The 13,997-nt window shown below is 55.3% G+C and carries 16 protein-coding genes; 5 read left to right on the top strand and 11 right to left on the bottom strand.

Annotated features, from left to right (window positions below):
• Positions 1 to 13 precede the first annotated feature (13 nt).
• Positions 14 to 2,152, top strand: coding sequence for a phosphate acetyltransferase (pta, locus tag C3F35_RS18915; protein ID WP_032612808.1), 2,139 nt, complete (start codon positions 14 to 16; stop codon positions 2,150 to 2,152).
• A 55-nt stretch (positions 2,153 to 2,207) separates the two neighbouring features.
• Here the strand turns inward: pta and yfcD are convergent, their stop codons facing one another.
• The 3 genes from yfcD to yfcF are packed head-to-tail and all read right to left on the bottom strand — an operon-like array spanning position 2,208 to position 4,046.
• Positions 2,208 to 2,750: an NUDIX hydrolase YfcD gene (gene yfcD, locus C3F35_RS18910; protein ID WP_032612811.1), complete on the bottom strand. Its 543-nt coding sequence runs from the start codon at positions 2,748 to 2,750 to the stop codon at positions 2,208 to 2,210.
• A 55-nt stretch (positions 2,751 to 2,805) separates the two neighbouring features.
• Positions 2,806 to 3,357, bottom strand: a complete 552-nt coding sequence (gene yfcE / locus C3F35_RS18905; protein WP_032612814.1) for a phosphodiesterase — start codon at positions 3,355 to 3,357, stop codon at positions 2,806 to 2,808.
• A 44-nt stretch (positions 3,358 to 3,401) separates the two neighbouring features.
• Positions 3,402 to 4,046, bottom strand: coding sequence for a glutathione transferase (gene yfcF, locus C3F35_RS18900; protein ID WP_077227443.1), 645 nt, complete (start codon positions 4,044 to 4,046; stop codon positions 3,402 to 3,404).
• Between the two features lie 143 nt (positions 4,047 to 4,189).
• Between yfcF and yfcG the strand changes: the two genes are divergently transcribed.
• From yfcG to C3F35_RS18880, 4 genes are read left to right on the top strand one after another with little or no spacing between them, the layout of a single operon-like run.
• Positions 4,190 to 4,819 carry a GSH-dependent disulfide bond oxidoreductase gene (yfcG, locus tag C3F35_RS18895; protein WP_103792210.1) on the top strand — a complete coding sequence of 210 codons (630 nt, stop codon included), beginning with the start codon at positions 4,190 to 4,192 and terminating at the stop codon, positions 4,817 to 4,819.
• A 51-nt stretch (positions 4,820 to 4,870) separates the two neighbouring features.
• Positions 4,871 to 5,233: a dihydroneopterin triphosphate 2'-epimerase gene (gene folX / locus C3F35_RS18890; RefSeq protein ID WP_032612819.1), complete on the top strand. Its 363-nt coding sequence runs from the start codon at positions 4,871 to 4,873 to the stop codon at positions 5,231 to 5,233.
• A gap of 19 nt (positions 5,234 to 5,252) precedes the next feature.
• A complete protein-coding gene (locus C3F35_RS18885; protein WP_059307469.1) occupies positions 5,253 to 6,146 on the top strand; it encodes a TIGR01777 family oxidoreductase in 894 nt (297 codons plus the stop codon).
• A 57-nt stretch (positions 6,147 to 6,203) separates the two neighbouring features.
• Complete coding sequence (locus C3F35_RS18880; RefSeq protein WP_103792211.1) at positions 6,204 to 6,713, top strand: GNAT family N-acetyltransferase; 510 nt, start codon at positions 6,204 to 6,206, stop codon at positions 6,711 to 6,713.
• 128 nt (positions 6,714 to 6,841) lie between these two features.
• Here the strand turns inward: C3F35_RS18880 and hisP are convergent, their stop codons facing one another.
• The 8 genes from hisP to cvpA all read right to left on the bottom strand — a co-directional run bounded on the left by hisP (position 6,842) and on the right by cvpA (position 13,913).
• Positions 6,842 to 7,615 (bottom strand): histidine ABC transporter ATP-binding protein HisP, encoded by a 774-nt coding sequence (gene hisP, locus C3F35_RS18875; protein ID WP_032612825.1) that lies wholly within the window; start codon positions 7,613 to 7,615, stop codon positions 6,842 to 6,844.
• An 8-nt stretch (positions 7,616 to 7,623) separates the two neighbouring features.
• Positions 7,624 to 8,340: an ABC transporter permease gene (locus tag C3F35_RS18870; RefSeq protein ID WP_032612827.1), complete on the bottom strand. Its 717-nt coding sequence runs from the start codon at positions 8,338 to 8,340 to the stop codon at positions 7,624 to 7,626.
• The gene (locus C3F35_RS18865) at positions 8,337 to 9,023 is read right to left on the bottom strand and encodes a histidine ABC transporter permease HisQ (protein ID WP_032612829.1); all 687 of its coding nucleotides are present in this window, start codon (positions 9,021 to 9,023) and stop codon (positions 8,337 to 8,339) included. The genes C3F35_RS18870 and C3F35_RS18865 overlap by 4 nt, the downstream gene beginning before the upstream one ends.
• A gap of 88 nt (positions 9,024 to 9,111) precedes the next feature.
• Entirely contained in the window at positions 9,112 to 9,894 is a 783-nt protein-coding gene (hisJ, locus tag C3F35_RS18860) for a histidine ABC transporter substrate-binding protein HisJ (protein ID WP_059307466.1), read from the bottom strand.
• Positions 9,895 to 10,134: 240 nt separating this feature from the next.
• A complete protein-coding gene (gene argT, locus C3F35_RS18855; RefSeq protein WP_032612833.1) occupies positions 10,135 to 10,917 on the bottom strand; it encodes a lysine/arginine/ornithine ABC transporter substrate-binding protein ArgT in 783 nt (260 codons plus the stop codon).
• 297 nt (positions 10,918 to 11,214) lie between these two features.
• A complete protein-coding gene (locus tag C3F35_RS18850) occupies positions 11,215 to 11,784 on the bottom strand; it encodes a UbiX family flavin prenyltransferase (protein WP_032612836.1) in 570 nt (189 codons plus the stop codon).
• Positions 11,785 to 11,873: 89 nt separating this feature from the next.
• Entirely contained in the window at positions 11,874 to 13,391 is a 1,518-nt protein-coding gene (gene purF, locus C3F35_RS18845) for an amidophosphoribosyltransferase (RefSeq protein ID WP_032612838.1), read from the bottom strand.
• Positions 13,392 to 13,424: 33 nt separating this feature from the next.
• Positions 13,425 to 13,913 carry a colicin V production protein gene (gene cvpA, locus C3F35_RS18840; protein WP_032612840.1) on the bottom strand — a complete coding sequence of 163 codons (489 nt, stop codon included), beginning with the start codon at positions 13,911 to 13,913 and terminating at the stop codon, positions 13,425 to 13,427.
• Positions 13,914 to 13,997 lie beyond the last annotated feature (84 nt).

Genomic DNA, 13,997 nt, shown 5'->3' with positions numbered 1-13,997 from the left:
AAGAGGATAAATCGTGTCCCGTACTATTATGCTGATCCCGACCGGAACCAGCGTAGGCTTGACCAGCGTCAGCCTCGGTGTGATCCGTGCGATGGAACGTAAAGGCGTTCGCCTGAGCGTGTTCAAGCCTATCGCTCAACCACGTGCTGGTGGCGATGCGCCAGACCAGACCACCACTATCGTTCGTGCGAACTCTAATCTGCCTGCCGCTGAACCGCTGAAGATGAGCCACGTTGAGTCTCTGCTTTCCAGCAACCAGAAAGACGTGCTGATGGAAGAGATCATCGCTAACTATCACGCTAACGCACAGGATGCGGAAGTCGTGCTGGTTGAAGGCCTGGTTCCGACGCGCAAGCATCAGTTTGCCCAGTCCCTGAACTTCGAAATTGCCAAAACGCTGAACGCAGAAATCGTGTTCGTAATGTCCCAGGGAACTGATACCCCGGAACAGCTGAAAGAGCGTATTGAGCTGACCCGCAGCAGCTTCGGCGGCGCGAAAAACAGCAACATCACCGGCGTGATCGTGAACAAACTGAACGCCCCGGTGGATGAGCAAGGCCGTACCCGCCCTGACCTGTCTGAAATTTTCGACGACTCGTCCAAAGCGCAGATCGTGAAAATTGATCCCGCTAAGCTGCAGGAATACAGTTCTCTGCCAGTGCTGGGCGCGGTGACCTGGAGCTTCGACCTGATCGCGACCCGTGCGATCGACATGGCGCGCCACCTGAATGCGACCATCGTCAACGAAGGCGATATCAACACCCGTCGCGTGAAGTCCGTGACCTTCTGTGCGCGTAGCATTCCGCACATGCTGGAGCACTTCCGTGCAGGTTCTCTGCTGGTGACCTCCGCAGACCGTCCTGACGTGCTGGTTGCAGCCTGCCTCGCGGCGATGAACGGCGTGGAAATCGGTGCGATCCTGCTGACCGGTGCCTATGAAATGGACCCACGCGTCAGCAAGCTGTGCGAACGCGCCTTTGCTACCGGCCTGCCGGTCTTCATGGTTAACACCAACACCTGGCAGACCTCTCTGAGCCTGCAGAGCTTCAACCTGGAAGTGCCGGTTGATGACCATCAGCGCATCGAGAAAGTGCAGGAATACGTTGCCGGTTGCATCAATGCTGACTGGATTGAATCCCTGACTGCTACCTCCGAGCGCAGCCGTCGCCTCTCTCCACCAGCCTTCCGTTATCAGCTCACCGAGCTGGCGCGTAAAGCGGGCAAACGTGTTGTTCTGCCAGAAGGCGACGAACCGCGTACCGTTAAAGCTGCTGCCATCTGTGCCGAGCGCGGTATCGCGACCTGTGTGCTGCTGGGTAACCCGGATGAGATCACCCGTGTTGCCGCTTCTCAGGGCGTAGAGCTGGGTTCTGGTATTGAAATCGTTGACCCGGAAGTGGTGCGCGAAAGCTACGTTGCCCGTCTGGTCGAGCTGCGTAAGAGCAAGGGCATGACTGAAGCCGTTGCCCGCGAACAGCTGGAAGACAACGTGGTGCTCGGTACGCTGATGCTGGAGCAGGACGAAGTTGACGGTCTGGTTTCCGGTGCTGTTCACACGACTGCGAACACCATCCGTCCACCGCTGCAGCTGATCAAAACAGCCCCAGGCAGCTCGCTGGTCTCTTCTGTGTTCTTCATGCTGCTGCCGGAACAGGTATACGTGTACGGTGACTGCGCGATCAACCCGGATCCGACCGCTGAACAGCTGGCCGAGATCGCCATCCAGTCTGCGGACTCCGCGATTGCCTTCGGTATCGAACCGCGCGTTGCAATGCTCTCCTACTCCACCGGTACTTCTGGTGCAGGTAGCGACGTTGAGAAAGTGCGTGAAGCGACCCGTATTGCACAGGAAAAACGCCCGGATCTGGTTATCGATGGCCCGCTGCAGTATGACGCCGCGGTTATGGCTGACGTAGCGAAATCCAAAGCGCCTAACTCGCCAGTTGCGGGTCGTGCTACCGTGTTCATCTTCCCGGATCTGAACACCGGTAACACCACCTATAAAGCGGTACAGCGTTCAGCCGACCTGATCTCCATCGGGCCGATGCTGCAGGGTATGCGCAAGCCGGTGAACGACCTGTCTCGTGGCGCGCTGGTAGACGATATCGTCTACACCATCGCCCTGACCGCGATCCAGTCTTCCCAGCAGTAAGCAGTATCTAAACGCAAAAAGGCGACCTGATGGTCGCCTTTTTTTATGGTCGCGATTACGCTTCTTCGTGCTTAACCGGCTCGTTGCTGGCGTTGCGGCTCATCCACAGGGCCAGCGCTTTCAGCGAATCGGGTGTGAAGTCATCACAACGGGCGGTGATTTCAGCCGGGGTCATCCAGCAGACTTCACTCACCTCTTCTTCCTGCAGCGCAAACGGGCCGTGGGAGACGCAGCTGAAAAGGCCTCCCCAGACGCGACAGTGGTCATCTTCGAAATAGAACTGCCCATGTTCGGCGAACGGTACGCCAGCAATCCCCAGCTCCTCTTCCGCTTCGCGGCGGGCAGAATCGAGTAACTGTTCATCGGCCTGCACCACACCACCGGCGGTAGCATCAAGCATCCCGGGCATGAAGTCTTTCGTTTCGGTACGGCGCTGAACCAGAATATTGCCCATCCCATCATGCACCACGATATAGGTCGCGCGATGACGCAGACGCTGCGCCCGCATCTGCTCGCGGCTCGCCTGTGCAATTACCTCATTGTCTTCGTTGACAATATCCACCCATTCCGTACTTGCCAAATGACTGTGCTCCACCATCGGAAACCTTCTCTTTAAAGCGCTCTCGCGGCGCGTTTTACTGTTGAGGAGTAAATTACGGATTAATCTCTGACTGCGCAATAACCTGGCCGTCATTCAGCGTCATAACGCACAAATGGTTTCCTTCCAGCATGCCGTAGCTGGGGGGAAAGCCGCCTTTGGGCAGGCTGACCGAGCCAGGATTGAAATGTATAAGGTCGCCCTGTTTCCCGGCGACCGGAATATGAGTATGGCCGTAAACCAGCACATCGCCAGCATTCAGCGTGGGCAGATTATCCGGGCCAAAAAGATGACCGTGGGTAACAAACAGGCGGCTATTCTCCAGCAGGATTTGCTGCCAGGGCGCGGTAATGGGAAAGTTCAGCAGCATCTGGTCAACTTCGCTGTCGCAGTTGCCGCGAACGGCGATAATCCGCGACGCGTAAGCGTTGAGCCGCCCAGCGACCTCAGCAGGCGCATAGCCTTCGGGCAGCGGATTGCGTGGGCCATGGTTCAGCACATCCCCGAGGATCACCAGCCATTGCGCCCCGCTCTGGTTGAACAGCGAAAGCACCCGTTCGGTCGCCGGCAGCGAGCCGTGGATGTCCGAGGCAAACATCAACTTCATCAGAGTTTCCTTATGTCGAAAAGCTGCCCCATCATACCGGAATATCAGCCCGCCCGCTTCGCCGACAACGCCACGTAGCGCTGTACGGAAGCCCGCTGCCACTGGAAGTTAGCGTAATCCACCAGCTGCTGCGGCACGTCATCACCATTGAGCACCAGACGGTTGAGCATCAGAGCCAAATCCGCATCTGCGATACACCACTCGCCGAACAGGTTTTGCTGGCCGTGGGCAAGCAGGGAAGCGGCGATATCATAAAGCTGGTTGGCTGCCCGCTGTGCGGTTTCACTCAGGGCCGGTTTTTTCACTCCACCAAATACCACGTCGGTAGAGCGTTCCTCGCGGATCGGCATCAGATCGCTGCGCAGCCACGCCTGGATTTGTCGTGCACGGGCGCGTTTTTGCAGGTCCAGGGGGTAGATCCGCTCCCACTCCGGCGGTGCAAAATGCTCCTCCAGATATTCAGTTATGGCAGAAGATTCGCTCAATTCAAAGCCGTCATTCTCCAGCACCGGCACGCGACGGGTCAGGGCATAGCCCCGCCAATGCGGCTGGCGGTTTTCACCCCGGCTGAGGTCAACGGTTTTCAGGGTAAAGGGCAAACCTTTCTCGGCCAGCGCGACATACACGCTCATGACATAAGGGGAGTAATAATCGGCATCTGACCACAAGGTAATTGCAGGTTGGCTCATAAGGTCCTCGTAACGCTTCGGGTGATGGTTGATATCCAAAATATAACCTCCTGCTCCGGCTGTCACTTGATGAAAACTCACGATTTATCATCACCGCCTATACTCGATCCTATGCCGCGATAATCGTTATGACAGGAGTTGCGATGATTGACCTTTACTACGCCCCGACCCCCAACGGGCATAAAATCACGCTTTTTATGGAGGAGGCCCAGCTGGATTACCGCATCCTGCCGGTTGATATCAGCAAAGGTGAGCAGTTCCGCCCTGAATTTCTTGCCATTTCGCCTAACAATAAAATTCCGGCCATCGTCGATCATGATCCTGACGATGGCGGTGCACCGCTGAGCCTGTTTGAGTCCGGTGAGATCCTGCTCTATCTGGCGGAAAAAACCGGTAAATTGCTGAGCGGTGAATTACGGGAACGCCACGTCACCCTGCAGTGGCTCTTCTGGCAGGTGGGCGGGCTGGGGCCGATGGTCGGTCAGAACGCCCACTTTAACCACGTTGCGCCGCAGCCGATCCCCTACGCTATCGAACGTTTCCAGATGGAGACGCAACGGCTCTATAACGTTCTGAATAAACGTCTGGAAAAATCACCGTGGCTGGGAGGCGATCATTACAGCATCGCAGATATCGCCTGCTGGCCGTGGGTCAATACCCGAGAAAGCCATCGCGTAGACCTGGCGTCGTGGCCAGCGGTGAATAACTGGTTTGAGCGCATCCGTACCCGACCGGCAACCGAACGCGCCATGCAAAAAGCACAGCAGATATAAACGCTTTCCTCATGTATTATGGTGCCGATAATGACACGGAGGAAGCCTGCAATGTCCCAGAACGACGCGATTATTCGTATTAAAAATTTACGCCTGCGCACCTATATCGGTATCAAAGAGGAGGAGCGCGCTAACCGTCAGGATATCGTGGTTAATGTGGTGATCCACTACCCGGCCGATAAAGCCCGGGACAGTGAAGATATCAATGACGCACTTAACTATCGCACCGTCACTAAAAGCATTATTCAGCACGTCGAGAGTAACCGATTCTCTTTGCTGGAAAAATTAACTCAGGATGTGCTGGATATCGCACGCGAACATCACTGGGTCACCTATGCTGAAGTAGAAATCGATAAACTTCACGCGCTGCGCTATGCCGACTCCGTCTCAATGACGTTAAGCTGGCAACGCTAGGCGCAACCCTGGAGGTTGTATGAAGATCCTGGTAACCGGCGGTACTGGCCTGATTGGCCGGCATCTCATCCCCCGCTTACAGACGCTGGGCCATGAGATAACGGTGGTGACGCGCAGTCCCGAGAAAGCGCGTCAGGCACTCGGCTCCGGCATCACTATCTGGAAAGGGCTAACCGAGCATCAGGATCTTAATGGGTTTGACGCCGTCATCAATCTGGCGGGGGAACCCATCGCCGACAAACGCTGGACTGAAGATCAGAAGCAGCGGCTGTGCAACAGCCGCTGGAACATTACCCAGCGGCTGGTGGATATGTTCAAGGCCAGCGACAACCCGCCGTCGGTATTTATCTCCGGTTCAGCAACAGGGTATTACGGCGATTTAGGCGAAGTGGTGGTCACTGAAGAGGAGCCGCCGCACAACGAATTTACCCATAAACTGTGTGCCCGCTGGGAGCAGATCGCCTGCGGGGCACAAAGCGATCATACTCGCGTCTGCCTACTACGCACTGGCGTGGTGCTGGCGCCGAAAGGCGGGATTCTGGCGAAGATGCTGCCGGTATTTAAGCTGGGACTGGGCGGGCCGATCGGCACTGGCCGTCAGTATCTGGCGTGGATCCATATCGACGATATGGTAAACGGCATTCTCTGGCTGCTGGATAACGATCTGCGCGGCCCGTTCAATATGGTCTCCCCCTACCCGGTTCGTAACGAGCAGTTCGCCCATGCTCTGGGGCATGCAGTGCATCGCCCTGCTGTCATTCGCGCACCGGCTACCGCTGTCCGCATGCTGATGGGAGAATCCTCAGTGCTGGTGCTGGGCGGTCAGCGCGCGCTGCCGAAGCGCCTTGAGGCCGCCGGGTTTGCCTTCAGGTGGTACGATTTAGAAGAGGCCCTGGGAGATGTGGTAGGTTAAATCTGCCCGATCGGCTGTGCTACATTGTTATGCCCGATCTCAGGTTCAGGCGTAACAATGGCAACGATCACCACTTCCAGGCTAACACTTTCCCCCTTTGAGCCATCTGACTGGCCCTTTTTCCGTACGCTACGCGAATCGCCCGAGATCATGCGTTATATGGCCGCTATCGCGCCGGAAAAAGAGACCCGACGCCTGTTTGCCATCCGCCTGACTGCTCCGCATACCTTTGTTATTCGCACTCACGATGATGACACCCCGCTGGGGGATATTGGGCTGCAAATTAGCAATACGTATCCTGAAGAAGCCGATATCGGTTACACGGTGATCCCCGCCGCGCAGGGTCGGGGGATTGCCAGCGAGGCGCTGCGCGCCGTCTGTGAATATGCGTTTATTCGGGTGGGGGTAAAGGCGGTTAATGCGTATGTGCTGGCGGACAACGGCGGTTCGGTCCGGGTATTAGAAAAAGCAGGTTTTGTGCGCACCCAGATACTCGAAAAGGCGTATGAGATTAACGGTGTGCGCTACGACGACTGGGTGTACCGGCTGGAGAGTGGTGTGGCCTGAGTGCCGGACGGGACTGTGTTTGCCCGACCAACCAAAACCGTAGGCCCGGTAAGCGTAGCGCCACCGGGCGTTTACAGCAGTCGTGCGGCCTGATGCCCTCTTCCAAAGGAAGGGGGCGAACATCTCATCTACTTCAAGGATCCTTTCAGGAACTGCTGCAGACGTGGGCTCTTCGGATTCGCCAGCACTTCATCCGGGTGCCCCTGCTCTTCGATTATGCCCTGATGCAGGAAAATCACGTGGTTGGAGACGTTACGGGCGAAGCCCATCTCGTGAGTTACCACCACCATCGTTTTTCCCTCTTCGGCCAGCTGCTGCATAATACGCAGCACTTCACCCACCAGTTCAGGATCGAGCGCTGAGGTCGGTTCGTCGAACAGCAGCACTTCCGGCTCCATCGCCAGCGCACGGGCGATAGAGACACGCTGCTGCTGACCACCGGACAGATGCACCGGGTATTTAATCTGCTGACGCGCGTCGATGCCCACCTTCGCCAGGTATTTTTCCGCACGGGCGCGGGCTTCCTGCTTGCTTAAGCCCAGCACCTGCACCGGCGCTTCCATCACGTTCTCCAGCACCGTCATATGGCTCCAGAGGTTGAAGTGCTGGAACACCATTGTCAGGCGGGTACGCAACATCCGCAGCTGGTGTTTATCCGCCACCTTCAGCTGACCATCTTTGTCCTGCACCAGATTAATGTTCTCGCCGCTGACCACAATCTTGCCGGCACTCGGTTTTTCGAGGAAGTTGATGCAGCGCAGGAAGGTACTTTTACCCGACCCTGATGAGCCGATAATACTGATCACATCGCCCGCATTTGCCTGCAGCGACACCCCTTTCAGCACTTCATGTTCGCCGTAGCGTTTGTGCAAATCGATAACGTTTAATTTGTTCTCAGCCATCTTAATTCTCAGTGCGTCGAAGAAGGTTTTATGTGCTGCAACCAGCGTTTTTCCGCTTTGCGGAACAGGCTAATCAGGACGTAAGAAATGATTAAATAGAGCACAGCCGCGATCCCGAAGGCAGTAAACGGCTGATAGGTTGCCGAGTTAATGTCACGGGCAATCTTCAGCAGATCCGGTACGGTGGCGGTAAACGCCAGCGCGGTTGAGTGCAGCATTAAAATCACTTCGTTGCTGTAGGCAGGCAGCGCAATGCGCAGCGCCGACGGCAGAATAATGCAGCGGTAGAGCTTCACAGAGGAAAAACCGTAGGCCCGCGCCGCCTCAATCTCGCCATAGGGAACGGAACGAATCGCCCCGGCGAAGATTTCGGTGGTGTAGGCACAGGTATTCAGCGTCAATGCCAGCACGGTACAATTCAGCCCGCTACGGAAGAACGCGTTCAGCATCTCTGTGCCCTTCACGATCTCCAGGGTATACATCCCGGAGTAGAAGACCAGCAGCTGCACATAGAGCGGCGTACCGCGGAAAATGTAGGTAAACAGCCAGATAGGGAAGCGAATGTATTTGTTATTCGACACGCGGCCAATGGCAAGGAATATCGCCAGAATGCCACCCATCACCACAGACGCAATCAGCAGCCAGAGGGTGATCGCCACACCGGTAAAGCGGTATCCGTCGGTCCACAGCAGTGATTTCCAGTATTCCTGAATAATCTCGATCACAGGTCAGCCCTCTTCACACCCACGGAGTAGCGACGCTCGAGCAGCAGCAGCACACCATTGGAAACGGTGGTAAACACCAGATAAATCAGCCCGCACACGATGGCGAAGTAGAACGGTTCCCAGGTGCTTTTGCCCGCGAGCTGCGTGGCTTTCACCACATCTTCCAGCCCCAGTAACGAGACCAGCGCCGTTGCCTTGAGGATAACCTGCCAGTTGTTGCCGATGCCCGGCAGCGCAAAGCGCATCATGGCCGGAAACATAATACGGCGGAAGGTTTGAGAGGAGGTAAAACCGAATGCAGTGGCCGCTTCGATATGCCCTTTCGGCACTGCGAGATAGGCTCCGCGGAAGGTTTCAGTAAAGTAGGCCCCGTAGATAAAGCCCAGGGTAATGATACCGGCCACCATAGGATCGATATCAATCTGCGCCATACCGATGGCATCCGTAATGCCGTTGAGAGCGATTTGCAGACCGTAGAAAATCAGCAGCATCAGCACCAGGTCAGGCACACCACGGATCAGGGTGGTATAGCCTTCAAACAGCAGAACCAGTGCCCGATTGGTCGAAAGCTTCGCGCCCGCGCCCACCAGGCCTATTAACACCGCCAGCACCACCGAACTGAGAGCCAGTTCAAGGGTGACGAGTGCGCCTTGTAAAATTACGCCAGAAAATCCGTACAGCATACCGCCTGCCCTGTCGTGTCGTGAGTGGTGACGCCGTGTCTTTTCCCCTCCCGTAACAGGAGGGGCCGCACGTTATTGAGTGGGGGGTTTAGCCACCGTAGACATCAAAGTCGAAGTATTTCTTCGCCAGTTTTTCGTAAGTACCGTCCGCACGCATCTCGGCAAAGGCTTTGTTCAGCGCTTCGCGCAGTTCGTTGTCCTCTTTACGCAGCCCCATACCGGTGCCCACGCCGAAGAGTTTCTCGTCCTTAATAGACGGACCGCCGAACTTGTAATCTTTCCCTACCGGCTGCTTCAGGAAGCCTTCGCTGGCAGCGACTTCGTCCTGGAAGGCGGCATCGATACGGCCCGCGGTCAGGTCAGCATAAATATTTTCCTGGCCCTGATAAGAGACGATTTCAATCCCTTTCGGTGCCCAGTGTTCGTTACCGAAAGTCTCCTGGGTAGTGCCCTGCAGCACGCCCACGCGCTTACCTTTCAGCGATTCCAGGGTTGGCTGGATATCAGAAGAATTTGCCACCACCAGACGGGAATCCGCTGCATAAAGCTTGTCGGTGAAGGCAATCTCCTGCTGGCGTTTTTCGGTGATGGAGAGAGACGACATAATGGCGTCGATTTTTTTCGCTTTCAACGAAGGGATCAGCGCATCCAGTGGGTTTTCAACGAAGGTACACTCTGTTTTGATACGTTTGCACAGTTCTTTCGCCAAATCGATATCAAATCCTACCAGTTCACCCTGCGCATTCTTCGATTCAAAGGGGGCATAAGTCGGGTCAGTACCAATACGAACTTTTTGCGGAATTGCTGCGAACGCCGCAGTGGCGCTGGAAAAGGCCAGAGCCAGAGAAAGTGACAACACCAGTTTTTTCATATCTATCCTCAACAGACTGTCTTCTTACGGGATTTTAACGCCGACGGGCTGCTCTTAATGTGCCATTAATCGCCGCGGCAAGGCAAAAGATTATGCCCCGCACGCGCGAAAAAGTGCATTGCGAGTGCTTAACTATTCACTTTATAACCAGCCCGGCACAGTGGCTGCACCGCGATGGTTCGCAATTGCCGCTACGCACCATAACGGTGAGCCATTGTGGTGCGCACCCGTCAGTAACGGTTAGTCGCCGTAGACATTGAAGTCGAAGTATTTCTTCGCCAGTTTGTCGTAGGTGCCGTCTTTACGCAGTTCGGTAAAGGCTTTATCAAAGGCCGCTTTCAGCTCGGTATCGTCTTTACGCAGGCCGATCCCGGTACCGTCACCAAAGTACTTTTTGTCTTTAACCGACGGGCCAGCAAAAGCAAACTCTTTCCCTGCCGGTTGTTTCAGGAAGCCTTCGCTTGCTGCGACTTCATCCTGGAAAGCGGCATCCAGACGCCCTGCGGCCAGGTCGGAATAGATCAGATCCTGGTTCTGGTAAGCCACGACATCAACGCCCTTTTCACGCCAGTTGGCATTGGCAAAGCCTTCCTGCGTGGAGCCTTGCAGGACGCCAACGTGCTTACCTTTCAGGGAATCGATGGTGGGCTGAACAGGGGAGCCTTTCGCCGCAATCAGGCGTGAGTCGGCTGCGTACAGTTTTTCAGAGAAAGCGATCTCCTGCTGGCGTTTCTCAGTGATAGAGAGCGAAGAGATAATCGCGTCGATTTTCTTGGCTTTCAGCGATGGGATCAGCGCATCAAAGTCACTGCCCACCCAGGTGCATTTCACGGACATGCGTTTGCACATCTCATTCCCCAGGTCGATATCAAACCCAACAAAGTCGCCCTTCGCATCTTTCGATGAGAACGGCGCATAGGTCGCGTCAGTACCGATACGTACGGTCTGTGGGAGCGCCGCATAGCTGCTTGCCGCTGCGCTTAATCCCACCAGCAAAGACAGAGCCAGAACCGTCTTCTTCATACATTACCCTCAAGTGTCGTGATTTTATTATGTAATAGATGATGTTGTGTGTTGTTGCAGGCGATCTCTTGCAGGTCTTATGCCAGATTGCGTCTGGCGCAAAACTACGGCGTTAAATTTGTTAACGAAAGGTTGCAAGATTGCCTTAATGGTGAAAGATAGCAGGTCTGCCAAACGAACCGCAGTGGGAAGAAAGGAAAAAAGGAATTAAATGTTGAGGATATGATCGCGGTTGCAGAATTGCCCTGAAACAGGGCACGTTGCGCTGACCTGCCCCACGGCAGGTCATCTTTCCCGTCAGACGCCCTGCCAGCGGGTAAAGAGATCGTCCGGCAGTTCAATGTCGAACTGGTCAATCACCCGGTTCACCGTTTGATTTATGATCTCATCCAGGCTTTGCGGACGGTGATAAAACGCCGGAACCGGCGGCATGATCACCGCCCCCAGTTCGGCCGCCTGAGTCATCAGCCGCAGATGGCCCAGATGGAGCGGGGTTTCGCGTACGCAGAGTACCAGCGGGCGGCGCTCTTTCAGCACCACGTCAGCGGCGCGGGTCACCAGGGTATCGGTGTAGCTGTTGACGATGCCGGAGAGGGTTTTGATGGAACAAGGCAGGATCACCATGCCCGTGGTCTTAAACGAGCCGGAGGAGATGCTGGCGGCGATATCGCGCGCATCATGCACCACGTCGGCTAATGCCTGAACGTCACGCAGGGAATAGTCGGTTTCGAGAGAGAGAGTCTGACGCGCGGCCTGGCTCATCACCAGATGGGTTTCAACGTCTGCGACGTCGCGTAATACCTGCAGCAAACGGACACCGTAAATCGCGCCGCTGGCCCCTGAGATCCCTACTATCAATCGTTTCATGATTATCGCCCTTACTGTAACTGGGCTGACTGTGCAGGATTTTGGCGGGAGTTGCAAGCGAGGGCAGACGCCCTCGCCTGTGATTACGATTAACCTTCGTTGTGCATCTCTAAGCTTTCGAGATCGTTTGCCATTTGCACGGCTTTCGCATCGTCGTTACGCAGAGAGTCGAGGTAGTCGAGATACTGCTGGTCCACGTCTTTGGTAACGTAGATGCCGTTAAACACCGAACACTCAAACTGCTGGATATCCGGGTTCTCGGCGCGCACCGCGTCGATCAGATCGTTGAGATCCTGGAAAATCAGGCCATCGGCACCGATGATCTGGCGGATCTCGTCCACTTCGCGACCGTGAGCAATCAGCTCGTTGGCCGTTGGCATGTCAATGCCGTACACGTTCGGGAAGCGAATTTCCGGTGCCGCAGAAGCCAGATAAACCTTCTTCGCACCCGCTTCACGGGCCATCTCAATAATCTGCTCTGAAGTGGTGCCACGCACGATGGAGTCATCCACCAGCAGAACGTTCTTGTCGCGGAACTCAGCGCGGTTGGCGTTCAGCTTACGGCGTACTGATTTCCGGCGCAGATGCTGGCCTGGCATAATAAAGGTGCGGCCAACATAGCGGTTTTTCACAAAGCCCTGGCGATACGGTTTACCCAGGATACGCGCCATCTCCAGCGCGATATCGCAGGAGGTTTCCGGGATAGGGATAACCACGTCGATATCCAGGTCTTCCCACTCGCGAGCAATCTTCTCGCCGAGCTTGGTTCCCATGTTCACACGGGCGCTATAGACGGAGATCTTGTCGATGAAGGAGTCTGGACGGGCAAAGTAGACGTACTCGAACAGGCACGGGTTGCTGACCGGGTTTTCCGCGCACTGGCGGGTGAACAGCTGGCCTTTTTCGGTAATATAGACCGCTTCACCTGGGGCAACGTCACGCAGGAACTCAAAGCCCAGGGTATCCAGCGCCACGCTTTCGGAGGCAACCATATACTCGGTACGGCCATCGCCAATATCGCGTTTACCCAGCACCAGCGGGCGAATACCGTTCGGATCGCGGAACGCGACCATACCGTGGCCGATAATCATCGCTACGCAGGCATAGGCACCGCGAATCAGACGGTTAGTGGCCGCCACGGCAGCAAAAATGTTGTCGGCTTCCAGCGGATAGTGACGGAAGTTATCCAGTTCGCTGGCAAAGACGTTAAGCAGAATTTCAGAATCTGAAGTGGTGTTAATGTGGCGACGCTTCTCTTCAAACAGCTTTTTACGCAGCTCGTGGGCATTGGTCAGGTTGCCGTTGTGGGCAAGCGTGATGCCATACGGAGAGTTAACGTAGAAAGGCTGCGCTTCAGAGGCGCTGGAACTGCCTGCGGTAGGGTAACGAACGTGACCAATACCCATATTACCCTGCAGACGCTGCATATGGCGGGCTTCAAACACATCGTTTACCAGGCCGTTAGCCTTACGTAAACGGAAGCAGTTGTGTGCATCAATGGTGATGATACCCGCGGCATCCTGCCCACGGTGCTGAAGCACCGATAATGCGTCATAAATAGACTGGTTTACCGGCATGAAACCGGCGATACCGACAATACCGCACATTCGTCATTTCCTCGTTAAGCCACATCTCAGGGTTTATGCCCTGGGCAAAAAACTCGACGAGCTTTGCAGATAGTCGAAGAACCATCTGATGATGAAGCTGAACTGCGGGATCAGCTGCGATTTCTGCCAGTCTTCACTTTTTGAGAACCCGGTAAAGGTATCAAGGAAGAACAGTATCGCGGCGACAATCAACACGCCTCGCAATGCACCGAAACAGATCCCGAGCACCCTGTCCGTTCCTGACAAACCGGTTTTTTCAACCAGTTGGCCGATCACGTAGTTAACAATGGCGCCGACAATCAGCGTCGCGATAAACAGCACCGCGATAGCAATCCCATTTCGAACCAGTTCATCTTCAAAGCCCGTGAACCAGACAGACAGGTAAGTGTAGTAATGACTGGCAACAAAGAAGGCACAGCCCCAGGTTACCAGCGATAACGCTTCACGAACAAAGCCACGGATCAGGCTAACCAGACAGGAAAAACCTATCACCGCAATGATGGCGTAATCAATCCAGACCATATACGTCCCACGATTAAACGCCCTGTCATCCAGTTCGGGGCGAATTCTAACAGAAAAAGAAAACGTTTGCGTAGGGATTTCCTT

Origin of the sequence: Leclercia sp. LSNIH3, from assembly GCF_002935105.1 — a bacterium.
Classification (GTDB): domain Bacteria; phylum Pseudomonadota; class Gammaproteobacteria; order Enterobacterales; family Enterobacteriaceae; genus Enterobacter; species Enterobacter adecarboxylatus.
Note: the sequence above shows the minus strand (reverse complement) of the source record. Positions and strands in the feature narration are given on the sequence as shown.

Excerpts from the sequence above, each read along its gene's own strand:
- yfcG (WP_103792210.1), top strand. The coding sequence starts at position 4,190 with ATGATTGACCTTTACTACGCCCCGACCCCCAACGGGCATAAAATCACG.
- yfcE (WP_032612814.1), bottom strand. The coding sequence starts at position 3,357 with ATGAAGTTGATGTTTGCCTCGGACATCCACGGCTCGCTGCCGGCGACC.
- hisP (WP_032612825.1), bottom strand. The coding sequence starts at position 7,615 with ATGGCTGAGAACAAATTAAACGTTATCGATTTGCACAAACGCTACGGC.
- C3F35_RS18885 (WP_059307469.1), top strand. The coding sequence starts at position 5,253 with ATGAAGATCCTGGTAACCGGCGGTACTGGCCTGATTGGCCGGCATCTC.
- yfcD (WP_032612811.1), bottom strand. The coding sequence starts at position 2,750 with ATGGTGGAGCACAGTCATTTGGCAAGTACGGAATGGGTGGATATTGTC.
- C3F35_RS18865 (WP_032612829.1), bottom strand. The coding sequence starts at position 9,023 with ATGCTGTACGGATTTTCTGGCGTAATTTTACAAGGCGCACTCGTCACC.
- C3F35_RS18880 (WP_103792211.1), top strand. The coding sequence starts at position 6,204 with ATGGCAACGATCACCACTTCCAGGCTAACACTTTCCCCCTTTGAGCCA.
- argT (WP_032612833.1), bottom strand. The coding sequence starts at position 10,917 with ATGAAGAAGACGGTTCTGGCTCTGTCTTTGCTGGTGGGATTAAGCGCA.
- purF (WP_032612838.1), bottom strand. The coding sequence starts at position 13,391 with ATGTGCGGTATTGTCGGTATCGCCGGTTTCATGCCGGTAAACCAGTCT.
- folX (WP_032612819.1), top strand. The coding sequence starts at position 4,871 with ATGTCCCAGAACGACGCGATTATTCGTATTAAAAATTTACGCCTGCGC.
- C3F35_RS18850 (WP_032612836.1), bottom strand. The coding sequence starts at position 11,784 with ATGAAACGATTGATAGTAGGGATCTCAGGGGCCAGCGGCGCGATTTAC.
- yfcF (WP_077227443.1), bottom strand. The coding sequence starts at position 4,046 with ATGAGCCAACCTGCAATTACCTTGTGGTCAGATGCCGATTATTACTCC.
- cvpA (WP_032612840.1), bottom strand. The coding sequence starts at position 13,913 with ATGGTCTGGATTGATTACGCCATCATTGCGGTGATAGGTTTTTCCTGT.
- hisJ (WP_059307466.1), bottom strand. The coding sequence starts at position 9,894 with ATGAAAAAACTGGTGTTGTCACTTTCTCTGGCTCTGGCCTTTTCCAGC.